This window comes from Embleya australiensis, from assembly GCF_051903075.1.
Taxonomy (GTDB): Bacteria; Actinomycetota; Actinomycetes; order Streptomycetales; family Streptomycetaceae; genus Embleya.
In genome coordinates this window covers 4,011,308-4,033,015 of sequence record NZ_CP182422.1, presented here as the reverse complement: position 1 = coordinate 4,033,015, position 21,708 = coordinate 4,011,308, and the positions used below count along the sequence as shown (strand labels likewise).

The 21,708-nt window shown below is 71.3% G+C and carries 19 protein-coding genes; 6 read left to right on the top strand and 13 right to left on the bottom strand.

Annotated elements, in window-relative coordinates:
* Nucleotides 1-16 precede the first annotated feature (16 nt).
* Nucleotides 17-1,309 (bottom strand): adenylosuccinate synthase, encoded by a 1,293-nt coding sequence (locus ACMXN5_RS17375; protein WP_380003449.1) that lies wholly within the window; start codon nt 1,307-1,309, stop codon nt 17-19.
* Between the two features lie 124 nt (nt 1,310-1,433).
* Here ACMXN5_RS17375 and ACMXN5_RS17370 point away from each other — a divergent pair, with 124 nt between their 5' ends.
* Nucleotides 1,434-2,375, top strand: a complete 942-nt coding sequence (locus ACMXN5_RS17370) for a diacylglycerol kinase family protein (protein ID WP_439676039.1) — start codon at nt 1,434-1,436, stop codon at nt 2,373-2,375.
* A 122-nt stretch (nt 2,376-2,497) separates the two neighbouring features.
* Here the strand turns inward: ACMXN5_RS17370 and ACMXN5_RS17365 are convergent, their stop codons facing one another.
* A complete protein-coding gene (locus tag ACMXN5_RS17365) occupies nt 2,498-2,914 on the bottom strand; it encodes a DUF3151 domain-containing protein (protein ID WP_395798949.1) in 417 nt (138 codons plus the stop codon).
* Between the two features lie 88 nt (nt 2,915-3,002).
* Entirely contained in the window at nt 3,003-4,025 is a 1,023-nt protein-coding gene (gene fbaA / locus ACMXN5_RS17360; RefSeq protein WP_126636586.1) for a class II fructose-bisphosphate aldolase, read from the bottom strand.
* Nucleotides 4,026-4,642: 617 nt separating this feature from the next.
* Here fbaA and ACMXN5_RS17355 point away from each other — a divergent pair.
* Together ACMXN5_RS17355 and ACMXN5_RS17350 are read left to right on the top strand one after the other, a co-directional pair.
* Entirely contained in the window at nt 4,643-5,254 is a 612-nt protein-coding gene (locus ACMXN5_RS17355; RefSeq protein ID WP_439676038.1) for a SigE family RNA polymerase sigma factor, read from the top strand.
* A complete protein-coding gene (locus ACMXN5_RS17350; RefSeq protein ID WP_439676037.1) occupies nt 5,251-6,216 on the top strand; it encodes a hypothetical protein in 966 nt (321 codons plus the stop codon). Before ACMXN5_RS17355 ends, ACMXN5_RS17350 begins: the two co-directional genes overlap by 4 nt.
* A gap of 28 nt (nt 6,217-6,244) precedes the next feature.
* Here ACMXN5_RS17350 and ACMXN5_RS17345 read toward each other — a convergent pair whose 3' ends face one another.
* Nucleotides 6,245-7,624, bottom strand: a complete 1,380-nt coding sequence (locus ACMXN5_RS17345) for an FAD-dependent oxidoreductase (protein ID WP_439676036.1) — start codon at nt 7,622-7,624, stop codon at nt 6,245-6,247.
* A 160-nt stretch (nt 7,625-7,784) separates the two neighbouring features.
* Here ACMXN5_RS17345 and ACMXN5_RS17340 point away from each other — a divergent pair, with 160 nt between their 5' ends.
* Nucleotides 7,785-8,450 (top strand): DedA family protein, encoded by a 666-nt coding sequence (locus ACMXN5_RS17340; RefSeq protein WP_395798957.1) that lies wholly within the window; start codon nt 7,785-7,787, stop codon nt 8,448-8,450.
* A 526-nt stretch (nt 8,451-8,976) separates the two neighbouring features.
* On the opposite strand, the gene pyrE is transcribed toward ACMXN5_RS17340, so the two are convergent.
* The 3 genes from pyrE to murJ form a co-directional block, all read right to left on the bottom strand.
* Nucleotides 8,977-9,516 (bottom strand): orotate phosphoribosyltransferase, encoded by a 540-nt coding sequence (gene pyrE, locus ACMXN5_RS17335; RefSeq protein WP_078976161.1) that lies wholly within the window; start codon nt 9,514-9,516, stop codon nt 8,977-8,979.
* A 37-nt stretch (nt 9,517-9,553) separates the two neighbouring features.
* On the bottom strand, nt 9,554-10,300 hold the full coding sequence (locus tag ACMXN5_RS17330; protein WP_439676035.1) for a hypothetical protein: 747 nt from the start codon (nt 10,298-10,300) through the stop codon (nt 9,554-9,556).
* An 88-nt stretch (nt 10,301-10,388) separates the two neighbouring features.
* Nucleotides 10,389-12,050: a murein biosynthesis integral membrane protein MurJ gene (murJ, locus tag ACMXN5_RS17325; RefSeq protein ID WP_439676034.1), complete on the bottom strand. Its 1,662-nt coding sequence runs from the start codon at nt 12,048-12,050 to the stop codon at nt 10,389-10,391.
* Nucleotides 12,051-12,386: 336 nt separating this feature from the next.
* On the opposite strand from murJ, the gene ACMXN5_RS17320 reads away from it, so the two are divergent.
* A complete protein-coding gene (locus tag ACMXN5_RS17320; protein WP_395798962.1) occupies nt 12,387-13,580 on the top strand; it encodes a lipid II:glycine glycyltransferase FemX in 1,194 nt (397 codons plus the stop codon).
* Nucleotides 13,581-13,605: 25 nt separating this feature from the next.
* Here ACMXN5_RS17320 and ACMXN5_RS17315 read toward each other — a convergent pair whose 3' ends face one another.
* Nucleotides 13,606-15,183 (bottom strand): polyamine aminopropyltransferase, encoded by a 1,578-nt coding sequence (locus ACMXN5_RS17315; protein WP_439676033.1) that lies wholly within the window; start codon nt 15,181-15,183, stop codon nt 13,606-13,608.
* Nucleotides 15,184-15,307: 124 nt separating this feature from the next.
* Complete coding sequence (locus ACMXN5_RS17310) at nt 15,308-15,814, bottom strand: DUF2617 family protein (RefSeq protein WP_439676032.1); 507 nt, start codon at nt 15,812-15,814, stop codon at nt 15,308-15,310.
* 231 nt (nt 15,815-16,045) lie between these two features.
* Here ACMXN5_RS17310 and ACMXN5_RS17305 point away from each other — a divergent pair, with 231 nt between their 5' ends.
* Complete coding sequence (locus tag ACMXN5_RS17305; protein WP_395798967.1) at nt 16,046-17,197, top strand: pyridoxal phosphate-dependent aminotransferase; 1,152 nt, start codon at nt 16,046-16,048, stop codon at nt 17,195-17,197.
* 90 nt (nt 17,198-17,287) lie between these two features.
* Here ACMXN5_RS17305 and ACMXN5_RS17300 read toward each other — a convergent pair whose 3' ends face one another.
* The 4 genes from ACMXN5_RS17300 to ACMXN5_RS17285 all read right to left on the bottom strand — a co-directional run bounded on the left by ACMXN5_RS17300 (nt 17,288) and on the right by ACMXN5_RS17285 (nt 21,650).
* Nucleotides 17,288-17,779, bottom strand: a complete 492-nt coding sequence (locus ACMXN5_RS17300) for a YbjN domain-containing protein (RefSeq protein ID WP_439676031.1) — start codon at nt 17,777-17,779, stop codon at nt 17,288-17,290.
* A gap of 73 nt (nt 17,780-17,852) precedes the next feature.
* Nucleotides 17,853-18,941: an RNA ligase (ATP) gene (locus tag ACMXN5_RS17295; RefSeq protein WP_439676030.1), complete on the bottom strand. Its 1,089-nt coding sequence runs from the start codon at nt 18,939-18,941 to the stop codon at nt 17,853-17,855.
* Nucleotides 18,942-20,653: 1,712 nt separating this feature from the next.
* The gene (locus tag ACMXN5_RS17290) at nt 20,654-20,773 is read right to left on the bottom strand and encodes a DUF397 domain-containing protein (RefSeq protein ID WP_439676029.1); all 120 of its coding nucleotides are present in this window, start codon (nt 20,771-20,773) and stop codon (nt 20,654-20,656) included.
* Entirely contained in the window at nt 20,733-21,650 is a 918-nt protein-coding gene (locus ACMXN5_RS17285; protein ID WP_439676028.1) for a helix-turn-helix domain-containing protein, read from the bottom strand. The genes ACMXN5_RS17290 and ACMXN5_RS17285 overlap by 41 nt, the downstream gene beginning before the upstream one ends.
* Between the last annotated feature and the right edge of the window lie 58 nt (nt 21,651-21,708).

The window sequence follows — 21,708 nt, the reverse complement described above, 5'->3', positions numbered from 1 at the left end:
GTCTCGAACCCGTGCGCTACTTGCCGCGCAGCAGGCTGTTGATCTCGATGGTCTGCGTGCGGCCGGGGCCGACGCCGATCGCCGAGATCGGGGCGCCGGACATCTCCTCCAGGGCCCGGACGTACGCCTGCGCGTTCCCCGGCAGATCCGCGAAGGTGCGCGCACCGGTGATGTCCTCGGTCCAACCCGGCAACATCTCGTAGATCGGCTTCGCGTGGTGGAAGTCGGTCTGCGACATGGGCAGTTCGTCGTGCCGCACGCCGTCGATGTCGTACGCGACGCAGACCGGGATCCGCTCCCAACCCGTGAGCACGTCCAGCTTGGTCAGGAAGAAGTCGGTGAGGCCGTTGACCCGCGTGGCATACCGCGCGATGACCGCGTCGAACCAGCCGCAGCGCCGGTCGCGCCCGGTGGTCACGCCGCGCTCGTGGCCGATCCGGCGCAGCGCCTCGCCGTCCTCGTCGAAGAGTTCGGTCGGGAAGGGGCCGGCACCCACGCGCGTGGTGTACGCCTTGAGGATGCCGATCACACCGGTGATCTTGGTCGGGCCGATGCCGGATCCGGCGCACGCGCCGCCCGCCGTGGGGTTGGACGAGGTGACGAACGGATAGGTGCCGTGGTCCACGTCCAACAGCGTGCCCTGACCGCCCTCCAACAGGACGACCTTGCCCTGGTCCAGGGCCTGGTTCAGGACCAGCGTGGTGTCGGCGACGTAGGGCCGCAGCTGGTCGGCGTAGCCGAGGTATTCCTCGACGATCTCCTCGACCTTCAGCTCCCGGCGGTTGTACATCTTGACCAGCATCTGGTTCTTGTCCGACAGCGCGCTCTCGACCTTTTGGGTCAGGATGCCCGCGTCGAACAGGTCCTGGACGCGGATCCCGACCCGGTTGATCTTGTCGGCGTAGGACGGGCCGATGCCGCGTCCGGTGGTGCCGATCTTGCGCTTGCCGAGGAACCGTTCCGTCACCTTGTCCAAAGTGCGGTGGTACGGCGTGATCAGGTGCGCGTTGCCCGAGATGAGCAACTTGGAGGTGTCGATGCCACGTTCGACCAGGGTGCTGATCTCGTGCAGCAGCACCCCCGGGTCGACCACGACACCGTTGCCGATGACGGGCGTGCACTCGGGCGTGAGGATGCCGGAGGGCAGCAGGTGGAGGGCGTACTTCTGATCGCCGATGACAACGGTATGGCCGGCATTGTTGCCGCCCTGGTACCGAACCACGTAGTCGACGGATCCGCCGAGCAGGTCGGTAGCCTTCCCCTTGCCCTCGTCTCCCCATTGGGCGCCGACGAGTACGAGTGCGGGCATGAGGCGTACACCCCTTCCAGGCGGGGCATGTTTGACAACGGGAGCCCCGGACGGTCCAAGCCCCTTGACGCGATGCGCGGCAAGGGGCTCTTGCGGGGAGAGGTTACCTGAGGAAGGACGACCGGTGTCGGCCGAGCGCTCGCTGCTCGTGATCACGGACCCTGCGGCTCGCTCGGCGGACGGCGAATCCGTCCGGGTCGCGCTCGATGTTCTGCGGGCCTGCGCCCCCAGCAAGATCGTCATTCCCACCGACCCCGCCGACCTGCAGCGCGCCCTCGCGCGGCGGGGGCGTCGGCGTGTCGTGGTGATCGGCGGGGATGCCGGAGTACACGCCGTCGCGCGGTTACTGGATCGTGCGGGCGAGCTCGGCGAGACCCCGCTGGGCATCGTCCCGATCGACACCGGAAGCGGCCACGGGCTCGCCGAGGCGCTCGGCCTGCCCGCCGAGCCCGCCAAGGCGGCACGCGTGGCGCTGGGCGAGAACGAACGTTCCTTCGACCTGTTGTCGGATGACCTGGGCGGCCTCGCGCTGCGCTCGGTCCGGATCGGACACGGCGTGCGGGCCGGCCGCGGCGGGCCGGCCGCGGGCATGCCCGGACGGGGCTGGCGCGGGTTGTGGGACCAGGCCGCGCGGACCGTGTCGAGCACCGTCGGCGCCGCCGTCGGACCCTCGGGCCACCGGCTGCGGATCGAGGCGGACGGCCGGGTCGTGGTCGACACGGATCGCCCCGTGCTGTCCGTGCACCTGGGCTGCGACGGGTCGAGCACGCCCGGCCCGAGGATGACGGAAGTCACAGTGAACGGGTACAACAGCCGAAACGGGACACACGGGGCAAACGGCTCGAACGGCGCGGGTACCGCGACCGTGATGATCACCGGCCACCCGGGCACGTCCCGCTTCGGCCCCAACCCGGTCCTCGACGCACCGGTACAACTGCGCGCACACGAAATCACGGTCCGCGGCCGCGACTTCACCTACGCCGCCGACGGAATGCCCACCGGCCCGGTCCACCTACGCACCTGGACGGTCCGCCCCACAGGCTGGCGCCTGTTCGTCCCGGCGTAACCGGCAGCCAAAACAAACCCGAAGCCAAAACGCCGGCCGGGGCAGAACAACCAGCCCGGCCGGCGCTTGAGGCCACTCAGCCCGGCCGGCGCTCGAGGCCGCCTCGGCCGCAGGCCGGGGGCTCAGCCCTCCAGGGCGTCGGCCCCCGCCGCACTGCTGTCCCGCAGGAAGATGGTGCAGCGCGAGTACTCCTCCTCCTCACCGATCGCACCCGCAGCCCGCGCAAGCGCATGCAGGGAGCGCAGGAACCCCCGGTTCGGCTCGTGCTCCCACGGCACCGGCCCGTGCCCGCGCCACCCCGCCCGCCGCAGTGCGTCCAGTCCGCGGTGGTAGCCCACCCGCGCGTAGGCGTAGGACTCGATCACGCTGCCCCGGGCGAAGGCCTCGTCGGCCAGGTCGGCCCACGCGAGCGAGAAGGTCGGGAACTTCGCGGCCACCTCGGCCGCCGGCACGCCGTCCACGAGCAGCGCCAGCGGCTCGGGCTCCTCGGGCAGGTAGGTGGGATCGGGTCCGCCGAAAAGGTTCTGGTCGATGGTCATGGACCCCATGATCGCCCATCACGCGCCGAGGCCCGCGACCTCGTGGTCGCGGGCCTCGGCGCGGATCGATGCCGATCGCGGGTGCGGACTACTTCATCCGGGTGCCCGCCGAGCGCAGGTCGCGGCAGGCCTCGACGACCCGCTCGGCCATCCCGGTCTCGGCCGCCTTGCCGTACGAACGCGGGTCGTACAGCTTCTTGTTGCCGACCTCGCCGTCCACCTTGAGCACGCCGTCGTAGTTGCGCAGCACGTGGTCGACGATCGGGCGGGTGAAGGCGTACTGGGTGTCGGTGTCGACGTTCATCTTGACCACGCCGTAGTCCAGCGCCTCGCGGATCTCCTCGAGCAGCGAGCCGGAGCCGCCGTGGAAGACCAGGTCGAACGGCTTCTCCCGGCCGTACTTCGCGCCGACCGCGTCCTGGAGGTCCTTGAGGATGCTCGGCCGCAGCTTGACGTTGCCCGGCTTGTACACGCCGTGCACGTTGCCGAAGGTCGCGGCCAGCATGTAGCGGCCCTGCTCGCCCAGGCCGATCGCCTCGACGGTCTCCAGCGCGTCGGCCGCGGTGGTGTAGAGCTTGTCGTTGATCTCGTTGGCGACGCCGTCCTCCTCGCCGCCGACGACGCCGATCTCCAGCTCCATGACGATCCGCGCGGCGGCGCACTTGGCGATCAGCTCACGGGCGATCTCCAGGTTCTCCGCCAGCGGTACGGCCGAGCCGTCCCACATGTGCGACTGGAACAGCGGGTCCTGCCCCTTGGCCACACGCTCCGCGGAGATGTCGATCAGCGGGCGCATGAACCCGTCGAGCTTGTCCTTGGGGCAGTGGTCGGTGTGCAGCGCGATGTTCACCGAGTACTTCTCGGCGATCACCTTCGCGTACTCGGCGAACGCGACCGAGCCCACCACCATGTCCTTGACGGTGGTGCCCGACAGGAACTCCGCGCCGCCCGTGGACACCTGGACGATGCCGTCGCTCTCCGCCTCGGCGAACCCGCGCAGCGCCGCGTTCAGGGTCTGGGACGAGGTCACGTTGATCGCCGGGTAGGCGAATCGACCGGCCTTGGCCCGGTCCAGCATCTCGGCGTAGACCTCGGGAGTTGCGATGGGCATGCGTGTGCTCCTTGTTGCTCGAGCCGGCGGTGATATGAGGGTTTCGGACACGGATGGCCGTATCCCCGCTTGCCGCCCATCCTGGCAGACCGACTTGATCGACACCGCATCCAGTCCGCCACGTTCGGCGGAGCGGACCGAGGATCCGACGGATCATCGAAGCGGTGCCACAGAGGCCACACCGGACTCGGAAAAGTCTTCCGCACGAACTTTCACTCGGGGCGCAACCATCCCATCGGACACGCGTCTTGGGTATTGAGAGCAGCAAGCGGAGAGCGGCGGATCACAACGCACGGGACCCGACGGCGCCGGCTTTCACGGCGCCCGGGACTCCGGTTCGTCTTCGTTTTCTTCCCACCACCTTCCCCAGGGGACACCCATGTCATGCACATGTCCGCTATGAGCACGTTTGCGAAGGCGTTCGCCGGATTCGCGCCCGCCGACCCGCGCCTCGCGGCCGGGCAAGGCGCCACGAACTGACCTGGCGACACAAGGACTTCGAAGGGCAGGCGCAACCCGTGGCGAGTCGAGACGTCTCCATGACACGGGCTGTGCACAAGGGGTGGGGACGGTCCGATGACAGTGAAGGGGGCGGCGGGGTTGTGGCGCTGCTGAGCATGCCGGCATACGGGGGCGACGAGCGATCGCCGGACTCCGCGCCCGACGACGCGGCGGCCGACGCCGCACCGCGTCGACCGCGGCTTCGCATCCTGCGGGGTGGTCGGGAGGAACCACCTGCCCGCCCGACCCTGACCGAGCTCTACCACGCCCAACGACTGGGCATGGTCCGGCTCTCCATCCTGCTCGTGGACGACCTCGGCACCGCCGAGGACGTGGTCCAGGACGCCTTCACCGCGTTGTACCGCCGCTTCGGCGAGGACCTGGACGACGTCGACAACGCGATGGCCTACCTGCGCACGTCGGTGGTCAACCTCTCCCGCTCGGTGCTGCGCCGGCGCCGCACGGCCCGTGCCTACGTTCCCCCGCACGAGCCGGCCGCCGCCTCGCCCGAGGACGCCGTGGTGCTCTCCGAGGAACACCTGCGGGTGCTCGGCGCGGTGCAGCGCCTGGCCCCGCGACAACGCGAGGTGCTCGTGCTGCGCTACTGGTCGGACATGACGGAGGCGCAGATTGCCGAAACGCTCGGACTCTCCCGTGGAGCGGTGAAGTCCACGGCGAGTCGTGCCATCGACGCCCTCGAAAAACTCATGAAGGACGAACAGTCGTGACCGAACACAATGCGCGCGACGAATCGGTGGAGGACCTGCTGCGCGCGGCGATGGCGGCCCGGGCGGACACCGTCACCGCGCATCAGCTGCGACCGCCGGCCCCGCCGCACGCCGACGGGGCCGCACACTCCCGGTGGAAGACCATCGGGCTTCCGCTGTCCGCGGTGCTCCTGGCCGCGGCGGCCTTCGGCGGGGTGTCCCTGGTGGGGGCTCCCACCACGAACCGGAGCACGCCGCTCCAGTCCCGGGTGCCCACGCCGCCGCCCACCGAGTTCACGACCCCCTCCCCCGCCATGACGTCGGCGCCGCCGACGAACGTCGCCGCGACCGACGTTCTCGAGGCGAACGGGACGCCGGAGTCGAGCACGGCGGAGTCGGAGGACACCCGACCGGACAACCGCCCGACGACCCGGCCGCCGTCCTCGAAGCCGGCGAGCACCGCCCCCGGTTCGTCCACCAAGCCCAAGTCCGACGACGTCTCGGCGGTGAAGTTCCGGACCCCGCCGTCGTGGCGGATCGTGCGGGAGGACGCCCGGCATGAGTGTGTGCTCGCCGATCCCGCGTACACCGGTGACTGCCTGGGTCACGGCGCCTGGGTCAACGTCAAACCCGTCCCGGACGTCTCGGGGAGCTGGCCCTACGAGGGGGCCGTCGACAAGGACGACGGCGGACTGACCCAGCCGTTGTGCATGCGCAACGGCATCCCCGCCGCGCCTCCGGCGTACGGGGAGTTGACCATGCGGCTGACCACCAAGTCGACCGTGACGGTCGCCGGCCACCCCGCGAAGTACCGCTCCTGGACCGTGACATGCGCCAACTCGGGGTCCTACGACATCCGGCTGTGGTGGCTGGTCGACCAGGGCGTCTACATCCACACCACCGGGCTCCCGGCCGACTCCGACATCGCCGACCGGGTGGTCGCGTCCCTTGATCTCTCCGGCTACAAGCCGCCGACGAGCTGACCCCCGGCCGGCGGGGGCCGATCGCCGGTCAGCGATCCTCGGCGACCTTCTGCGCCGCCTTGCGGGCGGCGACCAGGATCGGGTCCCAGACCGGGGAGAACGGGGGCGCGTAGCCGAGGTCGAGGGAGGTGATCTCCTCGACCGTCATCCGGTGGGTGAGCGCGACGGCCGCGGTGTCGATGCGTTTGGCGGCGCCGTCGCGGCCGACGATCTGTACGCCCAGAAGCCGGCCCGTGATGCGCTCGGCGATCATCTTGACCCGCATCGACCGCGCGCCCGGGTAGTAGCCGGCCCGGCCCGTGGATTCGATGGTCGCGGTGACGAACTCGAAGCCGGCCGCCGCCGCGTCCTTCTCGCGCAGGCCGGTGCGGCCGATCTCCAGGTCGCACACCTTGCTGACGGCGGTGCCGACCACGCCGGGGAAGGTGGCGTAGTCGCCGCCGATGTTGGCGCCGATCACCCGGCCGTGTTTGTTCGCGTGGGTGCCGAGCGCGATGTGCCGGCGGCGGCCGGAGACGAGGTCGAGCACTTCGACGCAGTCGCCGCCGGCCCAGATGCCCTCGGCCCCGCCGTCGACGCCGACCCGCATCCGCAGGTCGGTGGTCAGCCCGCCGCTCGCGCCGAGCGGCAGGCCGGCCGCGCGGGCGAGCTCGGTGGCGGGGCGCACGCCCAGGCCCAGGACCACGATGTCGGCGGGGAAGCGGCCGTCGGCGGTCAGTACGGCGCTCGCCCGACCGTCGGTCACCTCGATCCCCACCACCTCGGTCTCGGTCACCACATCGATGCCCATGCCCTCCATGGCCTCGTGCACCAGGGCGCCCATGTCGGGGTCCAGGGTGGACATCGGCTGCGCGGAGCGGTCCACGACGGTGACCGCCAAGCCCTTGCGGACCATCGCCTCGGCCATCTCGATGCCGATGTAGCCGCCGCCGACCACCACCGCCCGGCGGTGTTGGGGGGCCAACCACTCGATCAGCTCGCGGGCGTCCTCCAGGGTCTGCACCCCGTGCACGCCGGGTGCGTCGATCCCGGGCAGCGGCGGCCGGATCGGCACCGCGCCGGTGGCCAGGACCAATTGGTCGAAGCCGATCCGGTCGGCCCTGCCCGTGGTCAGGTCGCGGATCTCCACCGTGCGGTGATCCAGGTCCAGACCCTCCGCCTCGACGCCCAGGCGCAGGTCGATCCCGCGCTTGCGGTGCTCGTCGGGCGTACGTGCGATCAGCGCGTCGGGGCCGTCCACGTCCCCGGAGACCAGATAGGGGATGCCGCACGCGGAGTACGAGGTGAACCGGCCCCGCTCGATCACCACGATCTCCAGGTCGTCCTCGCCGCGCCGCCGCCGGGCCTGCGAGGCCGCACTCATCCCGGCGGCGTCACCGCCGATCACCACCAGTCGCTCGTTGCCCACGTGCTACCCCTGACTCTGTGTGCGTACGTGTGTCCGCGCAGGTGCGGACACCGCCGAAACCGGCCCTCGATCGCCGCCGGACGTCCCGACCCGGTAATGATGCGTGCCCCGGAGTGGGGACGGGTGACCACCCGGGCCGCACGCGCACTACCCTCACAAGGTGGAATTCCAAGCTGTCAACGTCCTCGACGCGACGTCCCTCATCTCGACGTTCGGACTCATCGGCATCCTCGCGATCATCTTCGCCGAGACGGGTCTGCTGGTCGGGTTCTTCTTCCCCGGCGACTCGATGCTGTTCCTGGCCGGCGTCGCCGCGTCCTCGTCGGCGGACGAGATCGTCGGCACATCCATCTCGCTGCCCTGGCTGCTCCTCGGGGCGCCGGTGTGCGCGATCGCCGGTGCCCAGTTCGGCCACTTCCTGGGCGCCCGCTACGGCACGAAGATGTTCAGCAAACCGGACTCGAAGCTGTTCAAGGCCGAGTACGTGACCAAGGCCGAGCAGTACTTCGAGAAGTTCGGCCCGGCCAAGGCGGTGCTGCTGGCCCGGTTCATCCCGATCGTCCGCACCTTCCTGAACCCGGTCGCCGGAGTGCTGGAGATGCCGGCCCGGACGTTCTTCATCTGGAACGTCATCGGCGGCCTGGTGTGGACCGACGGCATCATCCTGCTCGGCTACAAGCTCGGTGACACGATCGGCAGCAGCATCGACAAATATCTTTTGCCGGGCGTTTTCGTCATCGTTCTCATCTCGGTGCTGCCGATCATCATCGAGGTCGTGCGCAGCAAGCGGGAGGCGAAGCGCGAAGCGGCTTCCTCGGGTAACTGAACACATACGCTCCGAAGCGGCGGTGCGCATTGGCGCACCGCCGCTTTTTGTCGTCCCGAAGGACGTTCCGGGTACGACACCGGCAATTGACCGGAATGAAATACGCGGCCGTACAACCTTTCCGCTTCGCCGTGCGTCGGGCCGGCGGACGGTCGGTGCGAGGTGCAATGCGAAACACCCCGCCCCCGGACGGGGACCGGGAGCGGGGTGGACTGGGAGGGTGCCGAAGACGAAGGTGGCCGCCGGGTCGGACGGGGAACCGACCCGGCGGCCCGAGGGGAAAGGGCAGAGGTGTTCAACGCCCCGATCGGCGCGGGACGACTCGGCCGCGAGAGCGCGGCGAGCGCGTGCAGGGCGGCATACACGACGAATTCATACTTCCCCCCCGGGAAGTCCGGTCGGCGGATGCGCCGACGTCGGAACTGGTCCGACAATATCCGAGACGGCGAAAAAAGCAATGGCCGTCCCATGAATGCGCAAGGCATCACACGGGACGGCCGGCGGCGGAATGCGCGGGCGGGGGCCGCTAATTCAGTTCGAGGTCTTCCAGGTGGTAGGCGACCCGATACTCGAGGCCGGCCTTTTCCACGGTGGGCGCGGCACCGCGCTCGACGATCACCGCGACGGCGACGACCTCGGCGCCGGCCTCGCGCAACGCCTCGACGGCGGTCAGCACCGAGCCGCCCGTGGTGGAGGTGTCCTCGACCGCGAGCACCCGGCGGCCCCGCACGTCCGGGCCCTCGATCCGGCGCTGCAGACCGTGCGCCTTCCCGGCCTTGCGCACCACGAACGCGTCCAGCCTGCGGCCCCGCGCGGCGGCGGCGTGCAGCATCGCCCCGGCGACCGGGTCGGCGCCCAGGGTCAACCCGCCGACCGCGTCGAAGTCCAGGTCGGCGGTGAGGTCGAGCATGACCTTGCCGACCAGCGGCGCGGCCTCGCCGTCCAGGGTGATCCGGCGCAGGTCGACGTAGTAGTCCGCCTCCCGACCGGAGGACAGGACGACCCGGCCGTGCACGACGGCCTTGGTCTTGATCTGTTCGAGCAGCGCATCACGGTCGGAGGTCATGGCACGGGAGCCTATCGCCGCGACCGGCCCGGCCCGTTCAGGCTCGGCCGACGCGCTCGCGGCGGGCCCGCACCCGGACCAGGCGCCAGAGCACGACCGCGCCCAGCGCCGGGACCAGCACCCGGATCGCCCGGCGCGCGGCACGGCCGCTGCCGTGTCCGACCTCGGACCACAGGTCCGCCTCGGAGCCGGCCTCGGCCGGACGCGGCGGCAAGGGCCGGGTGCGCGGCGGCGTCGTCGAGAACGGCTCGGCGAGCGGGCGGACCGGCTCGAACGGCGTGTCGGCCGCCGTCTCGGGCGCGAGTTCGTCGGCCAGCGCGGCGGCGAACAGGTCGGCCGCGCGGGCGAACGCGGCCTGCCGCGCGGCCTCGACCGGGCCGAACTCGCCCGGCTCGGCGGCGAACACGATCCGGGTCTCGCCGGCGTGCTCCGCGTCGTCGTCCCCGGCCGCGGCGAGGTCGTACAGCCGCACCGTGAACTCGGCGTCGAGGCGGGCGGCCGGCGGCCCCTCGCCCCCGGCCGCGCCCGGCTCCTCGACCCCGACCACGGTCGCGACCAGCGCCAGCGGCTCGGCCGCGGCGGCGAGCCGCAGCAGGCCGCGGAAGGCGACGGTGTCGGCGTCGACCCGCACCCGCCAGCGGCCGGTGAGCACGACGCCCTCGGTACCCCCGCGGACCGGCTCCTCGGGCGTCAGGCCCGGGATGCACCGCCCCAGGCGTTCGGCGTCGTGGAAGGTCTCCCAGACAGATCGGACCGGGATCGGCACGACGACTTCGTACTGCATCCGTTCTCCCCCGTTCGTGGCGGCGGGCCGCCGTCGGGCGACGTGCCCGCGCACCGACCCGGACGGTCGGTGTGTACCGCCCACCCCATCACACCCGCCGGTGCCGCCCGGTCGGCGCGTCGGGGTCGATCACCCTCGGCATGGCGTCCGGGTCGGGGGCCGGCCGCGCCGGCTCCTCGGGCAACCACAACCGGCGGGCCCTCGGGTAGGCCACGGGCGCCACGATCACCGCGAACACCACGACCGCGCCGGCCAGCGCGACCGCGGCCGCCGGCGGCCCCGAGCCGAGCGTGTGCGCACACCAGCGGGCCAGGAGCCAGGAGCCGCCCGCCGCGCCCGCGGAGACCAGCGCCAGGCCCAGGTGGGTGCGCGCCACCCGGACCGTGTCCAGGCCGCGCAACCGCCGGCGCAGCACCCGGGCCAGCCACACCAGGCCGATCACCTGCGCGACGCTGTATCCCGCGGCCATCCCGGTGACCGCCCACTCGGCGGGCAGCGTCCAGTAGGCGATCAGCGAGAACAGCGCACCGGCCGCGGTCATCGCCGCGTTGGCCCAGAACGGCGTGCGGGCGTCCTGTACCGCGTACAGGCCGCGCTGGATCAGGTATTGCCCCGAGTAGGCGATCAGCCCGGGCGCGAACGCGGTCAACATCAGGCCCATCGCGCGGGTGTCCGCCTCGGTGGTGACGCCGTGCTGGAAGACCACCGCGGTCACCTGCGGGCCGAGGGCGAGGAACAGGAACGACACCGGCACGATCACCAGGGCGTTCAGCCGCAGGCCCCGGGAGACCAACGCGCGGACCGTGGCGGGGTGTCCGTCGGCCGCCGCACGGCTGATCCGGGGCATCAGCATGGTCGCGATCGACACGGTGACCACGCCGTGCGGCACGATCCAGAGCAACTGCGCGTTGGCGTAGGCGGTGTAGCCCACGCCGTGGCCGAGCCCGGACTTCACCGCCTTGTCGGACACCTCGACCGCGAGCCGGGTCACCAGCCAGTAGCCCAGTTGCGAGACGCCGACCATGGCGACCGCCCAGCCAGCCATCCGCAGCGGCGCGCCCAGGCCGTGGCCGCGCCAGTCGAAGCGGGGCCGAAAGCGCACCCCCGCCGCGCGCAGGTACGGCACCAGGGTCAGCGCCTGGACGACGATGCCGAGCGTGGTGCCCAGGCCGAGGAGGCGGACCTGCGCCGGGGTGATGCCCTGCGCGTCCCGCACGTCGTGCGCGACCAGCAGGAAGGACCCGAAGACCGCGATCACCACGACGTTGTTCAGGATCGGCGTCCAGGCCATCGGCCCGAACCGCCCGCGCGCGTTGAGCACTTCGCCGACCAGCGCGAACATGCCGTAGAAGAGGATCTGCGGCAGGCACATCCGGGCCAGCGCGACGGTCAGCGTGCGCTGGGCGCCGTCGTAGTCCGCGTAGGCGGACACGATCGCGGGCGCCGAGAGCACGCCGGCGAGGGTGAGCACGAGCAGCAGGCAGCCCACGGCGGTCAGCAGCCGGTCGGTGTAGCCGGCCCCGCCGTCGGCGTCGCGCCGGGCCGCGCGCACCAGTTGCGGTACCAGGACCGAGTTGAGCGCGCCGCCGACGAGCAGGATGTAGAGGATGTTGGGCACCGTGTTCGCCACGTTGTAGCCGTCGGCGAACAGGCCGGTGCCCAGTGCCGCGACCACGGTGGCGCTGCGGGCGAAGCCGGTCAGCCGCGAGACCGCGGAGCCGAGCGCCAGGCTCGCGCCGCCGCGCAGCATCGATCGGCCGCCGGCTCTTTTGGTTTTGCCCCCTTCGCCCCGATCCGGTGCCCGCTCGATCGGGCGCGCGGGCCCGTGCGCCGGCGTCTCGGACGCGGGTCGGCGATCCTCCGCACGAGCGTGCCGGCCCCCCGGTCGGCCCGAGACGACATGGCTCACAAACGTCTCCAATTCGGCCGCGTTCGGGGTTTCGGACATGCTCCCCCGTTGTCTGAGTGCCTGGGAGGCCACTTCCGTTGCATCCGAATTTCTCGGTGACGAAACCGTTCGCCCACGGGCTCTAAGGGTTTGCGGGGCTTCCCCACCCGCATCACTCCGTCCCCTAGGAGACGTCCCGTGGTCACGCTGCTTCCGGCGCCGCCCGCCCGACCGTCCGTTCCCGCCGCGCCCGCCGGCTCCGTCGCGCCCGCCGGGCCGGCCGACCGGGCGTTGCGGGTCGCTCCGCTGACGCAGGACGCGCACCTGGCGCATCTCGACGGGCGCGGCGACGCGGGGTTCCTGCAGTACCCGTCGTGGGCCGTGGTCAAGGAGGCGTGGCGCAGCGAGGGCATCGGCTGGTTCGACGCGAACGGCGCCGTGGTCGGCACGGCCCTGGTGCTGTACCGCAAGATGCCCAAGGTGCCGTACTGGTTCGCGTACCTCCCCGAGGGCCCGGTGATCGACTGGGCCGACCCGAACCCGCAGCGCTGGCTGGCACCGCTGATCGAACACATGCGCGCCAGGCACGTGTTCACCGTGCGGATGGGGCCGCCGCTGGCCCACCGGCGCTGGCAGGCGCAGACCGTCAAGGACGCGGTCCGGCACGGGCTCAAGCACCTGGATCGGGTCACCCCGGACGAGATCGACCCGCTGGGCGCGACGGTCGCACTGCGGCTGGGCGACCTGGGGTGGCGGTCCTCGGGCGACGGCGCGGACGCGCAGCCCCGGTACACCTTCGAGTTGCCGTTCGAGGGGCGGGCCCTGGACCAGGTCAAGGCGGGCTTCAACCAGGAGTGGAAGCGCGCGATCACCAAGGCGGGCAAGGCGGGCGTGGACATCGCCGTGGGCGGCTACGAGGACCTGCCCGCGTTCTTCGACCTGCTCCAGGTGACCGAGCGCCGCAACGGGTTCCGGCTGGGCCGCGAACTCCCTTACTACCAGCGGCAGTACCGGGCGCTGAACACCGAGGCGGCGGGTCGGATGAAGCTGTACCTGGCCCGGTTCGAGGACCGGCTCCTGGCCGCGCACACGCTGATCACCGCGGGCGAGCGGGTCTGGTACCAGACCGGCGCCTCCACCGACCACGGCCGAGGGGTGCGGCCCAGCCACGCGCTCCAGTGGCGGATGATCCAGGACGTGCACGAGCGCGGCATACCGGTCTACGACATGCGCGGGGTCAGTCCGGTGATCGACCCCGACGACCGACTGTTCGGGGTGCTGCGCTGGAAGCTGGGGACGAACGGGCGCGTGGTGGAGAACCTGGGCGAGTGGGAGTACCCGGTGCAGCCCGCGCTGCACAAGGCGTTCCGCGCCTACATGTCGATCCGTTGAGCGGGTCGGCCATGCGCGGGGCGGGCTACTCGCGGGCGTAGTCGGCGATGCGCGGGTCGTTCAGGGTGGACGGCGGCACCTCCACTCGCGCCTCGTGCGGCGGGAACAGGCTCGCGAGGGCGGGGCGGTCGGCGTCGAGGAACGGTACGACCGCCGGGTCCGGCGCGTCGTCGGCCGGCCGCAACGCGGCTCCGGGCACGAGCGCGGGCGCGGCGAGCAGGAAGCCGCGATCGGCCGGGCCCGGCACGGTGATCCGGTAGGGCAGCGTGCGCAGCCCCGCGGCGCGCAGGCCCGCGTCGGCGCACCAGAACGCCCGACGGTGCGCGTCGGGCGCGGGCGCGCGCACCACGATCCGGCCCGCCGGGCGCAGCACGGTACGGGTCAGGCCGTAAAACTCCTGGGTGTACAGGCGCGCGGCGGCGCCGACGGTGGGTCCGGGCAGGTCGGCGACCACCACGTCGAAGCGCTCGGCGCTCGCCCGTACCCACGCGAAGGCGTCCGCGCCGACCACGCGCACCCGGGGGTCGGCGAACGCGTCGCCGGCGAGGGCGCGCAGGGCGGGATCGGTGCGGGCGGGCGCGGTCTCGCCGAGGTGTGCGACCACGACCACCACGTCGCGCACCGCCGCGTAGCGCAGCACCTCGCGCAGGGCCAGCCCGTCGCCCCCGCCGAGCACGAGCACCCGCTCGTGCCGGCCGGCCATCGCCGGGTGCACCAGCGCCTGGGCGGTCTCGCTCGCCCCCGTGGCCGCCACCCGGCGCTCGCCGGCCACGTACATCTCGGGCCCGGCGGCGGTGTGGGTGACCACCACGTCCTCGTGGGCGGACACCACGTCGCCGTCGTAGAGGGCGTCGCGCGCGGCCCGTTCGAAGGCGGGCGTGTACAGCCAGGTACCGGCGAGCAGTGCGAGCACGGCGCCCACCGCGGCGTACATGCCCATCCGTAGGCGCGCGGGCAGGTCGGCCCGGAACAGCCACAACACCACGAGCGCGCCGGCGATCGCGTTGACCATGCCCGCGAGCACCACGGTGCGCAGTTGGCCCAGGTGCGGCAGCAGCAGGAACGGGAAGAGCAGGCCGCCGACCAGCGCGCCCACGTAGTCGGCCGCGAACAGGTCGGCCACCGCGCTGCCCGCCTCCTGCGGCCGGATCCGCTGGACGAGCGTCATCAGCAGCGGGATCTCGGCGCCGATCAGCAGCCCGAGCACGGCCGCGACGGCGATCATCGGCCAGCGGTAGACGTCGTACCAGGCGAACCCGGCGAACAGCACGGTCGCGCACATCCCGCCGCACGCGGCGAGCAGGATCTCGGCGGCCAGGAACGCCGGTGCGGCGCGGCGCACGAACGGCTTGGCGACGAGCGCCCCGACGCCCATCGCGAAGACCATCACCGACAACACGATCGAGGTCTCCACCACCGGATCGCCGCCCAGCGTGCCGCCGAGCGCGGCCAGCGCGAGTTCGTAGACCAGGCCGCAGGCCGCGCAGACGAGGACGGCGAGCAGGACCACGAATCGCGCGAGCCCGGGGGCGATCGCGGTGGAGGGGGACCGGGCGGCCGACGCGCGCACGATCGTGGCGGTGCGCGGCGCGGGGGAGTTCACTCCGAGCACGCTATGCGCGGAGCGCGCGGGGGTCGCCGAACGCGCCGACGGTTCACCCGATCCGACTACGCGGCGCGGGTGGGCGCGCCGGGCCCGCGCCCGCCGGTCTCGCGCGCGTGCGGCCTCACATGGCGCGGCTCCGGGTGCTCACGATCCGGCATTCCTGCGGGTACGTGTGCCACGTGGACCAGACCGCGCCGGCCCCGCAGCGCTCCACGACCATGGCGGTGACCGCGTACGGCAGCCCCGGATACTCGCCGATCAGGCCGTACCGGTGCCCGGTGGCCAGCGCGACGATCTCGCGCACCCGGGCCGCGAACGCGCTGTCGCCGAGTTGCTGGGTCAAGGCGGTGAACTCGTACTCCCACCGACCGAGCCGGGTCGCCGCCCGGGCGGGCAGCGGGGTGGCCGCGCCCGGCACGCACGCGACCGTCTCGGACACCGGCTCGCCCCCGCCCGGCTCGGGGCCGATCAGCACCTGGTGCGAGGCGCCCAGCAGGCGCAGGTCCAGCTTCAGTCCTCCGAGGTCGACGTCGCGCGCGGCCAACGCGGGAAGCGGCGGCAGGCCCAGGCACCAGCCGAGGGCGTCCGCGCGGGTGTCGGTGTACGTGGTGGTGAGTGTGGCGTGCATGTCTCGCGCTCATCTGTCCGGGCAACGGGGAACACCCTCGGGAGGCTCCCGGGGCGACAATCGGCTGCAAACCAGGGGACATGACTCACCGTAGGCGCCCGAAGGCACACCGTCGTCACCCACAAAGGTGAAAGACAATCACACGAACGGGTGAAGGGCGGCCTGTGAGCGCCGGGGTGTCGCAGGCGAGGATGGGCCCGAAGAGCCGACCCTCGCGAAGGAGCCGTACGGATGAACCGACCCCTGTTGGCCAGACACCTGGACGGCCTCGGCACGACGATCTTCGCCGAGATGTCCGCCCTCGCGCGCACCACCGGCGCGATCAACCTCGGCCAGGGTTTCCCCGACACCGACGGCCCGGCGGAGGTGATCGAGGCGGCCGTCGCGGCGATGCGCGACGGGGCGAACCAGTACCCGCCGGGTGACGGTATCCCGGATCTACGGCTGGCCGTGGCGGAGCACCGGCAGCGCTTCTACGACCAGACGTTCGACCCGGACGGCGAGGTGCTGATCACCACCGGCGCCACCGAGGCGATCGCCGCCGCGCTGCTCGCGCTGCTCGAACCGGGCGACGAGGTGATCGCGCTCGAACCGTTCTACGACTCGTACGCGGCCTGCATCGCGATGGCCGGCGCCCGCCGGGTGGGCGTCACCCTGCGCCCCCCGCACTTTCGTCCGGACCTCGACGAGCTGCGCGCGGCGGTCACCGACCGCACCCGGGTGATCATGCTCAACACCCCGCACAACCCGACCGGCACCGTGCTCACCCGGGCCGAGCTGGAGGCGATCGCCGCCGTCGCGATCGAGCACGACCTGATCGTGGTCACCGACGAGGTGTACGAACACCTGGTCTACACCGGCGAGCACATCCCGATCTCGACCCTGCCGGGGATGCGCGAGCGCACCGTCACCATCTCGTCGGCGGGCAAGACGTTCTCGTTCACCGGCTGGAAGGTCGGCTGGGTGTGCGCGCCGAGGGAGCTGATCGCGGCGGTACGCACGACCAAGCAGTTCCTGACCTACACCTCGGGCGCCCCGTTCCAGCCCGCGATCGCACACGCGCTGCGCCTGCCCGACACGTACTTCGACGGGCTGCGCGAGGACCTGCGACACAAGCGCGACCTGCTCGGCGGCGGGCTGCGGGCGGCCGGACTGACCGTCTACGAGCCGCAGGGCACCTACTTCACCACTACCGACATCACCCCGCTCGGCTACGCCGACGGCCTCGACTTCTGCCGCAGGCTGCCCGAACTGCGCGGCGTGGTCGCGATCCCCGAGGTGGTCTTCTTCGACAACACGGAGGTGGGCCGCCCCCTGGTCCGCTTCGCCTTCTGCAAGCGCGTCGAGGTCCTGGAGGAGGCCGCCAAGCGGCTCGCCGGCTGAGCCCTGCCCAGTGGATCGTGGGTGTGGCGGTTGCGTGTGGCGGTTGCGTGTGGGGGTCGGGTCTGCGGCCCCCACACGCGCGGGTTCCGCCTATACCTCGCCGTCGGTCACCGGCTTGTCCTCGGGGCCGTACTGCTCGGTGATCCAGTTCGCGAACGAGATGCACGTGCTGATCCACGCCCGCGTGGTGAACACGAACAGCTCGCGGTTGATCCCCGGCTCGCAGTCGAGCTGGGCCTCGCCGATCAGCCGCAGCTGTCCCTCGTGCTCGTGCGTGTAGACCTTGGGCCAGAAGAACTGGCGGTGCCACTCGTCCAGCAGCTCCAGGATCCGCGGCCGGTCGGCCGGGTCGAACGCACGGTCCAGGAACATCCGGACCGTGAAGATCTCCTGCTTGTCTCCGCGCAGCATGAAGTAGACGCGGAAGCCATCCCAGGGCGCACAGATGTCGCCCTCGTCGTCGGTGAAATGGTTCACCTGGAGTTCGTCGAGGACCTGGTTGATCAGGTCCGCCGACGGCTTGACGACCGGCGCGGCCGGAACGAAGGTCGACCTCGGAAGCGAGGATGGGTCGATGCTCATGAAGGATCCTCTCCAGACGTATCGACGCCATCCTCTCTCATTCGGCCCAGGGCGGTGGGTCCCGAGGGTGCGCTCATTCGTACTCCGTACCGCCCTTGCGCATCAGGTATGACGCGGAGACGATCTTGCCGATCGCGCGCCCCCCGACCACGGCGCTGTACCGCTCGCGTGCCGGGCGCACCACCAGGCCCTCCCGCAGGTGCGCGGCGGTGCCCGAGACGGTTTCCCGGCCCTCGGCCAGGGCCAGCAGTTCGGCCTCGTCGTAGGGCCCGGCGTACAGGGTCGGTACCACCGGCGGCGCGGTCGTGAGGTCGGCGAGCAGGTCGGCCAACTCCTCGGCGTCGACGTGCCGTACCGCGCCGCTCTCGTCCGCGAGCGCGATGTCGAACACCGCGTAGCCGGGCAGCTCGGACCGCCCCTGCGCGCCGTAGCCCAGATCCTGCACACCCTGCCCGTACACCTCGCCGAACACGCCCACCCGCGCCGCGCCGAACCGCGCGGCCACCTCTGCGGCGACCTCGGGCAGCCGGTGCGCGAGCACGCTGCGCCAGTAGAGGTTGTGCTCGTCCCGGGCCAGCGCCTGCGACCGGGCGCCGAAGCCCTTGGAGGAGACGAAGCTCTCGCCGGTGCGGGTGAGGTAGGTGTAGAGGCAGGCGGTGCCGTGGATCTTCTCGGTGGCCACCACCGGCTCGCCGGCCGTGAACAGGTCCGGGTAGCGCCGGATGTTCTCCATGTCGACCCACGGCAGCAGATCGGGCGCGGCCACGATGTCGCCGCTCATGTGCACGGGGATGGGCGGCACCCATTTGACGATGCCGAGCAGCTCGGCGAAGTCCTTGCCGTCGGCGAGCGCGGCATCGAGGTCGAGGTCGGCCAGCGCGGCCGGCCGACAGACGATGCCCTGCGACAACTCGCCACGCAGCCGGATGGCCCGCACCCGGTTCTTGGCCGAGCCGGCGAGTTTCCCGGTGAGCCCGAGTTCCTCGACGAGGCCATCGGGCAACACGGCCTGCTCCGGGATGTAGAGCGCGACATCGCCGGTGACGTAGGCCCCCTTGGCGACGACGGCCCGGTACAGCCCGACCTGGGCCAGCTCCAACGCATCGGCATTCGGGTGCGGGTGCACCACCAACCACTCGACCGTGACCTTGAGCGCGGACATGGCTGCCCCCTTCCCCGTGACCGCCGAGGCGGCGGCCGCTTCCCCGTCGGCTCTACGGTCCCAAGGGGCTGGGGGAGGTGGCCAACGATTTACGGGCGGGTGGGGCGGAGCCGGGCTGGGCTGGGCTGGGTGGGGTGGGTGGGGTGGGGTGGGGTGGGTGGGGTGGGGTGGGGTGGCGTTTTGGTTGCGGCGTGGGTTCGGCGAGGGCGGGCCGGGTCGGCGGGGCCCTCCCGAGTGGGCTGGGTGCTCCCGGCGGGCGTTGCGCCTTTGGTCGCGGGTGGCCTGGTGTGGGGCTGGTCAGAGTCGGTGATGGGCCGCCGCCGGCGTGCGGGCTCCGAGACTTGGGGCTTTTGGCGAGACGGGTGTGTTGCTCGGCGGGAAAAGCACCCGGCAGCGGCGGGCAGGGTGGGTGGTCGGTTCAGGTCCGCCGGGGAGGCTTCGCGGGCGGTCGGGTGGTTCCGGCGAGAGTCGCGTCTCGGTCGGCTGCACGGGGCCGGTCAGAGTCGTCGAGGTGGGCCGCCGCCAGCGTGCGGGGCTCCGAGATCGGGGGCTCCCGACGAGACGGGTGTGTTGCTCGGCGAAAACCCGGCCGGCAGCGGCGGGCAGGGAGGCGCTCGGGTCGAATCCGCCGGTGAACCTTTCCAAGTGGGCCGGGTGTTCCCGGTGATGGTCACGCCCCTGGTTGCGGAGGGCTGGGCCGGGGTCGGTCAGGGTCGTCGAGGTGGGCCGCCGCCAGCGTGCGGGGCTTGGAGACTCGAAGCTCCTGACGAGACGGGTGCGTTGGTCGGCGGAAAACCGGCCGGCAGTGGCGGGCGGGTGGGAGCTCGGGTTGGGTCTGCCGGGGAGCGTTCCCGGGTGGGTCGGGCGGCCGGGTGTTTTCGGGGTGCGGTGGGCGTGTGGGTGGCGGAGGTTCACGAAACCGGATCCCGTGAGGTGCCGCAGCCTCCGCGCGCGAGAAAACCGCAGGTCAGCGCAAGCGGCTGCCGTTTCGAGTGCCTCGGGATCCGGTTTCGACGCCCACAGGGCACTTTCGGCCGCCGAGAGGCCGCAGCGCCCGAGATCGGCTCCGAATGAGCGGTTTCGGTCTCCCCGCCGGAGTCGAGGGGGCCGGAGCACACGAAACCGCCACTCGACACCCGACTTTCCATCTCGACCCCACAAAACCGCAGGTCACCGAGACTCGAAGCCCACAACCACCCACCGAGGTCCGGTTTCGAACCCCAGCTCTCTCCAGACGCCTCCGAAACACCCCAACCCATCAGGAAGGCCCCTGGGCGCGCTCAACCTGGCCCGTCACCCTGCCCGCCGCTGCCAGCCGCCTTTTCCGCCGAGCAACACACCCGTCTCGTCGGGAGCCCCCCGATCTCGGAGCCCCGCACGCCGGCGGCGGCCCACCTCGACGACTCTGACCGGCCCCGTGCAGCCGACCGAGACGGCGACTCTCGCCGGAACCACCCGACCCCCCGCGAAGCCTCCCCGGCGAACCTGACCCGAGCACCCACCCTGCCCGCCGCTGCCGGGTGCTTTTTCCCGCCGAGCAACACACCCGTCTCGTCGGGAGCCCTCCGCCTCCGAGCCCCGCACGCCGGCGGCGGCCCATCACCGACTCTGACCAGCCCCACACCAGGCCACCACGCAGCCAAAGACGCAACCCCGGCAGGGCAGCAATAAGCCCCGCCGACCGACAACGGCCGACGGGGCGTCAGGTCGCACTAGCCGCGCAGCGCCTCTGTAAGTGCTGTCCACGAAGCCGTAGGGACGACGAGGTGACCCAGGCTTCGATCTTTGCTGTCACGAATCGGAACGGCGTCTTGGGATGTAGCGACTTCCACGCACTCCGCGCCTTGCTGGTTGCTGTAGCTGGAAGTTCGCCAACCGGTGGGGTGCACGATACATACCTTTCGCTACGGATCTGATCATCACTTCGGACTCCCGAGCAGACAGGGCCGACGCCCGAAGTTGCTCGTAGGTTAGGCCAAACGCGTTCACCTCTGACCGCCCCTCCCAGAGTCGCCCATCGAATGCACTTTCGGTATACGCGTATCGGCTACCGTCCACCGTCCGAACGAGTGTCAGAGAGCCACCCATGGCCGCGTGTTCACCCGCGCGGAACGGCAAAATCTGGATCTTGGTACCCGCGTTCGCTTCCTCCAACAGCCGGTCCATTTGGCCACGCATCACGGACTGACTGCCCGCGCTCCGGGCCAGAACTGCTTCGTCGAGGATGACCCGGACACGAGGGGGGTTGTCGCCGCGCAGAATGCGTGCCTGGCGGTCCAAGCGTCGCGAGATACGATCCCGAAGCTCGTCGTCACTGGTCAGCGCTTGCCCAAGTCGGAGCGTGGCGCGTGCGTATGCCTTTGTCTGAAGCAAGCCCGGCACGATCTGCGCGGCGTAGAAACGTAGGTCGGTTGCCGCCTGCTCTCGGTCCATGTACTCACGCACATAATCGGGGACCAGTTCCCGCTGGCTCGCCTTCCACAGGTCCGTGAGCAGGTCATCGGCACCCAGCGCGGCATCCAGGCGCCACGCCTGTTCCCACGTCGGCGGACTGCCCGTGCGCCGTTCGATTTGGGTGATGCGCGTGGGGTGCACGTGGATCAAGGCCGCCAGTTGGGCTTGCGTAAGCCCGCGCAACTTACGCAGCTTCGTCACGCGGGCGGCGAACATATTTGCGGACGATTGTGTTGGGTCGATCGCTTCGGCCAAGTCGTTTAATCCCTCAAGATCATTTATTCCTGATTGCTATGCAAATCAGGTTCTCGCC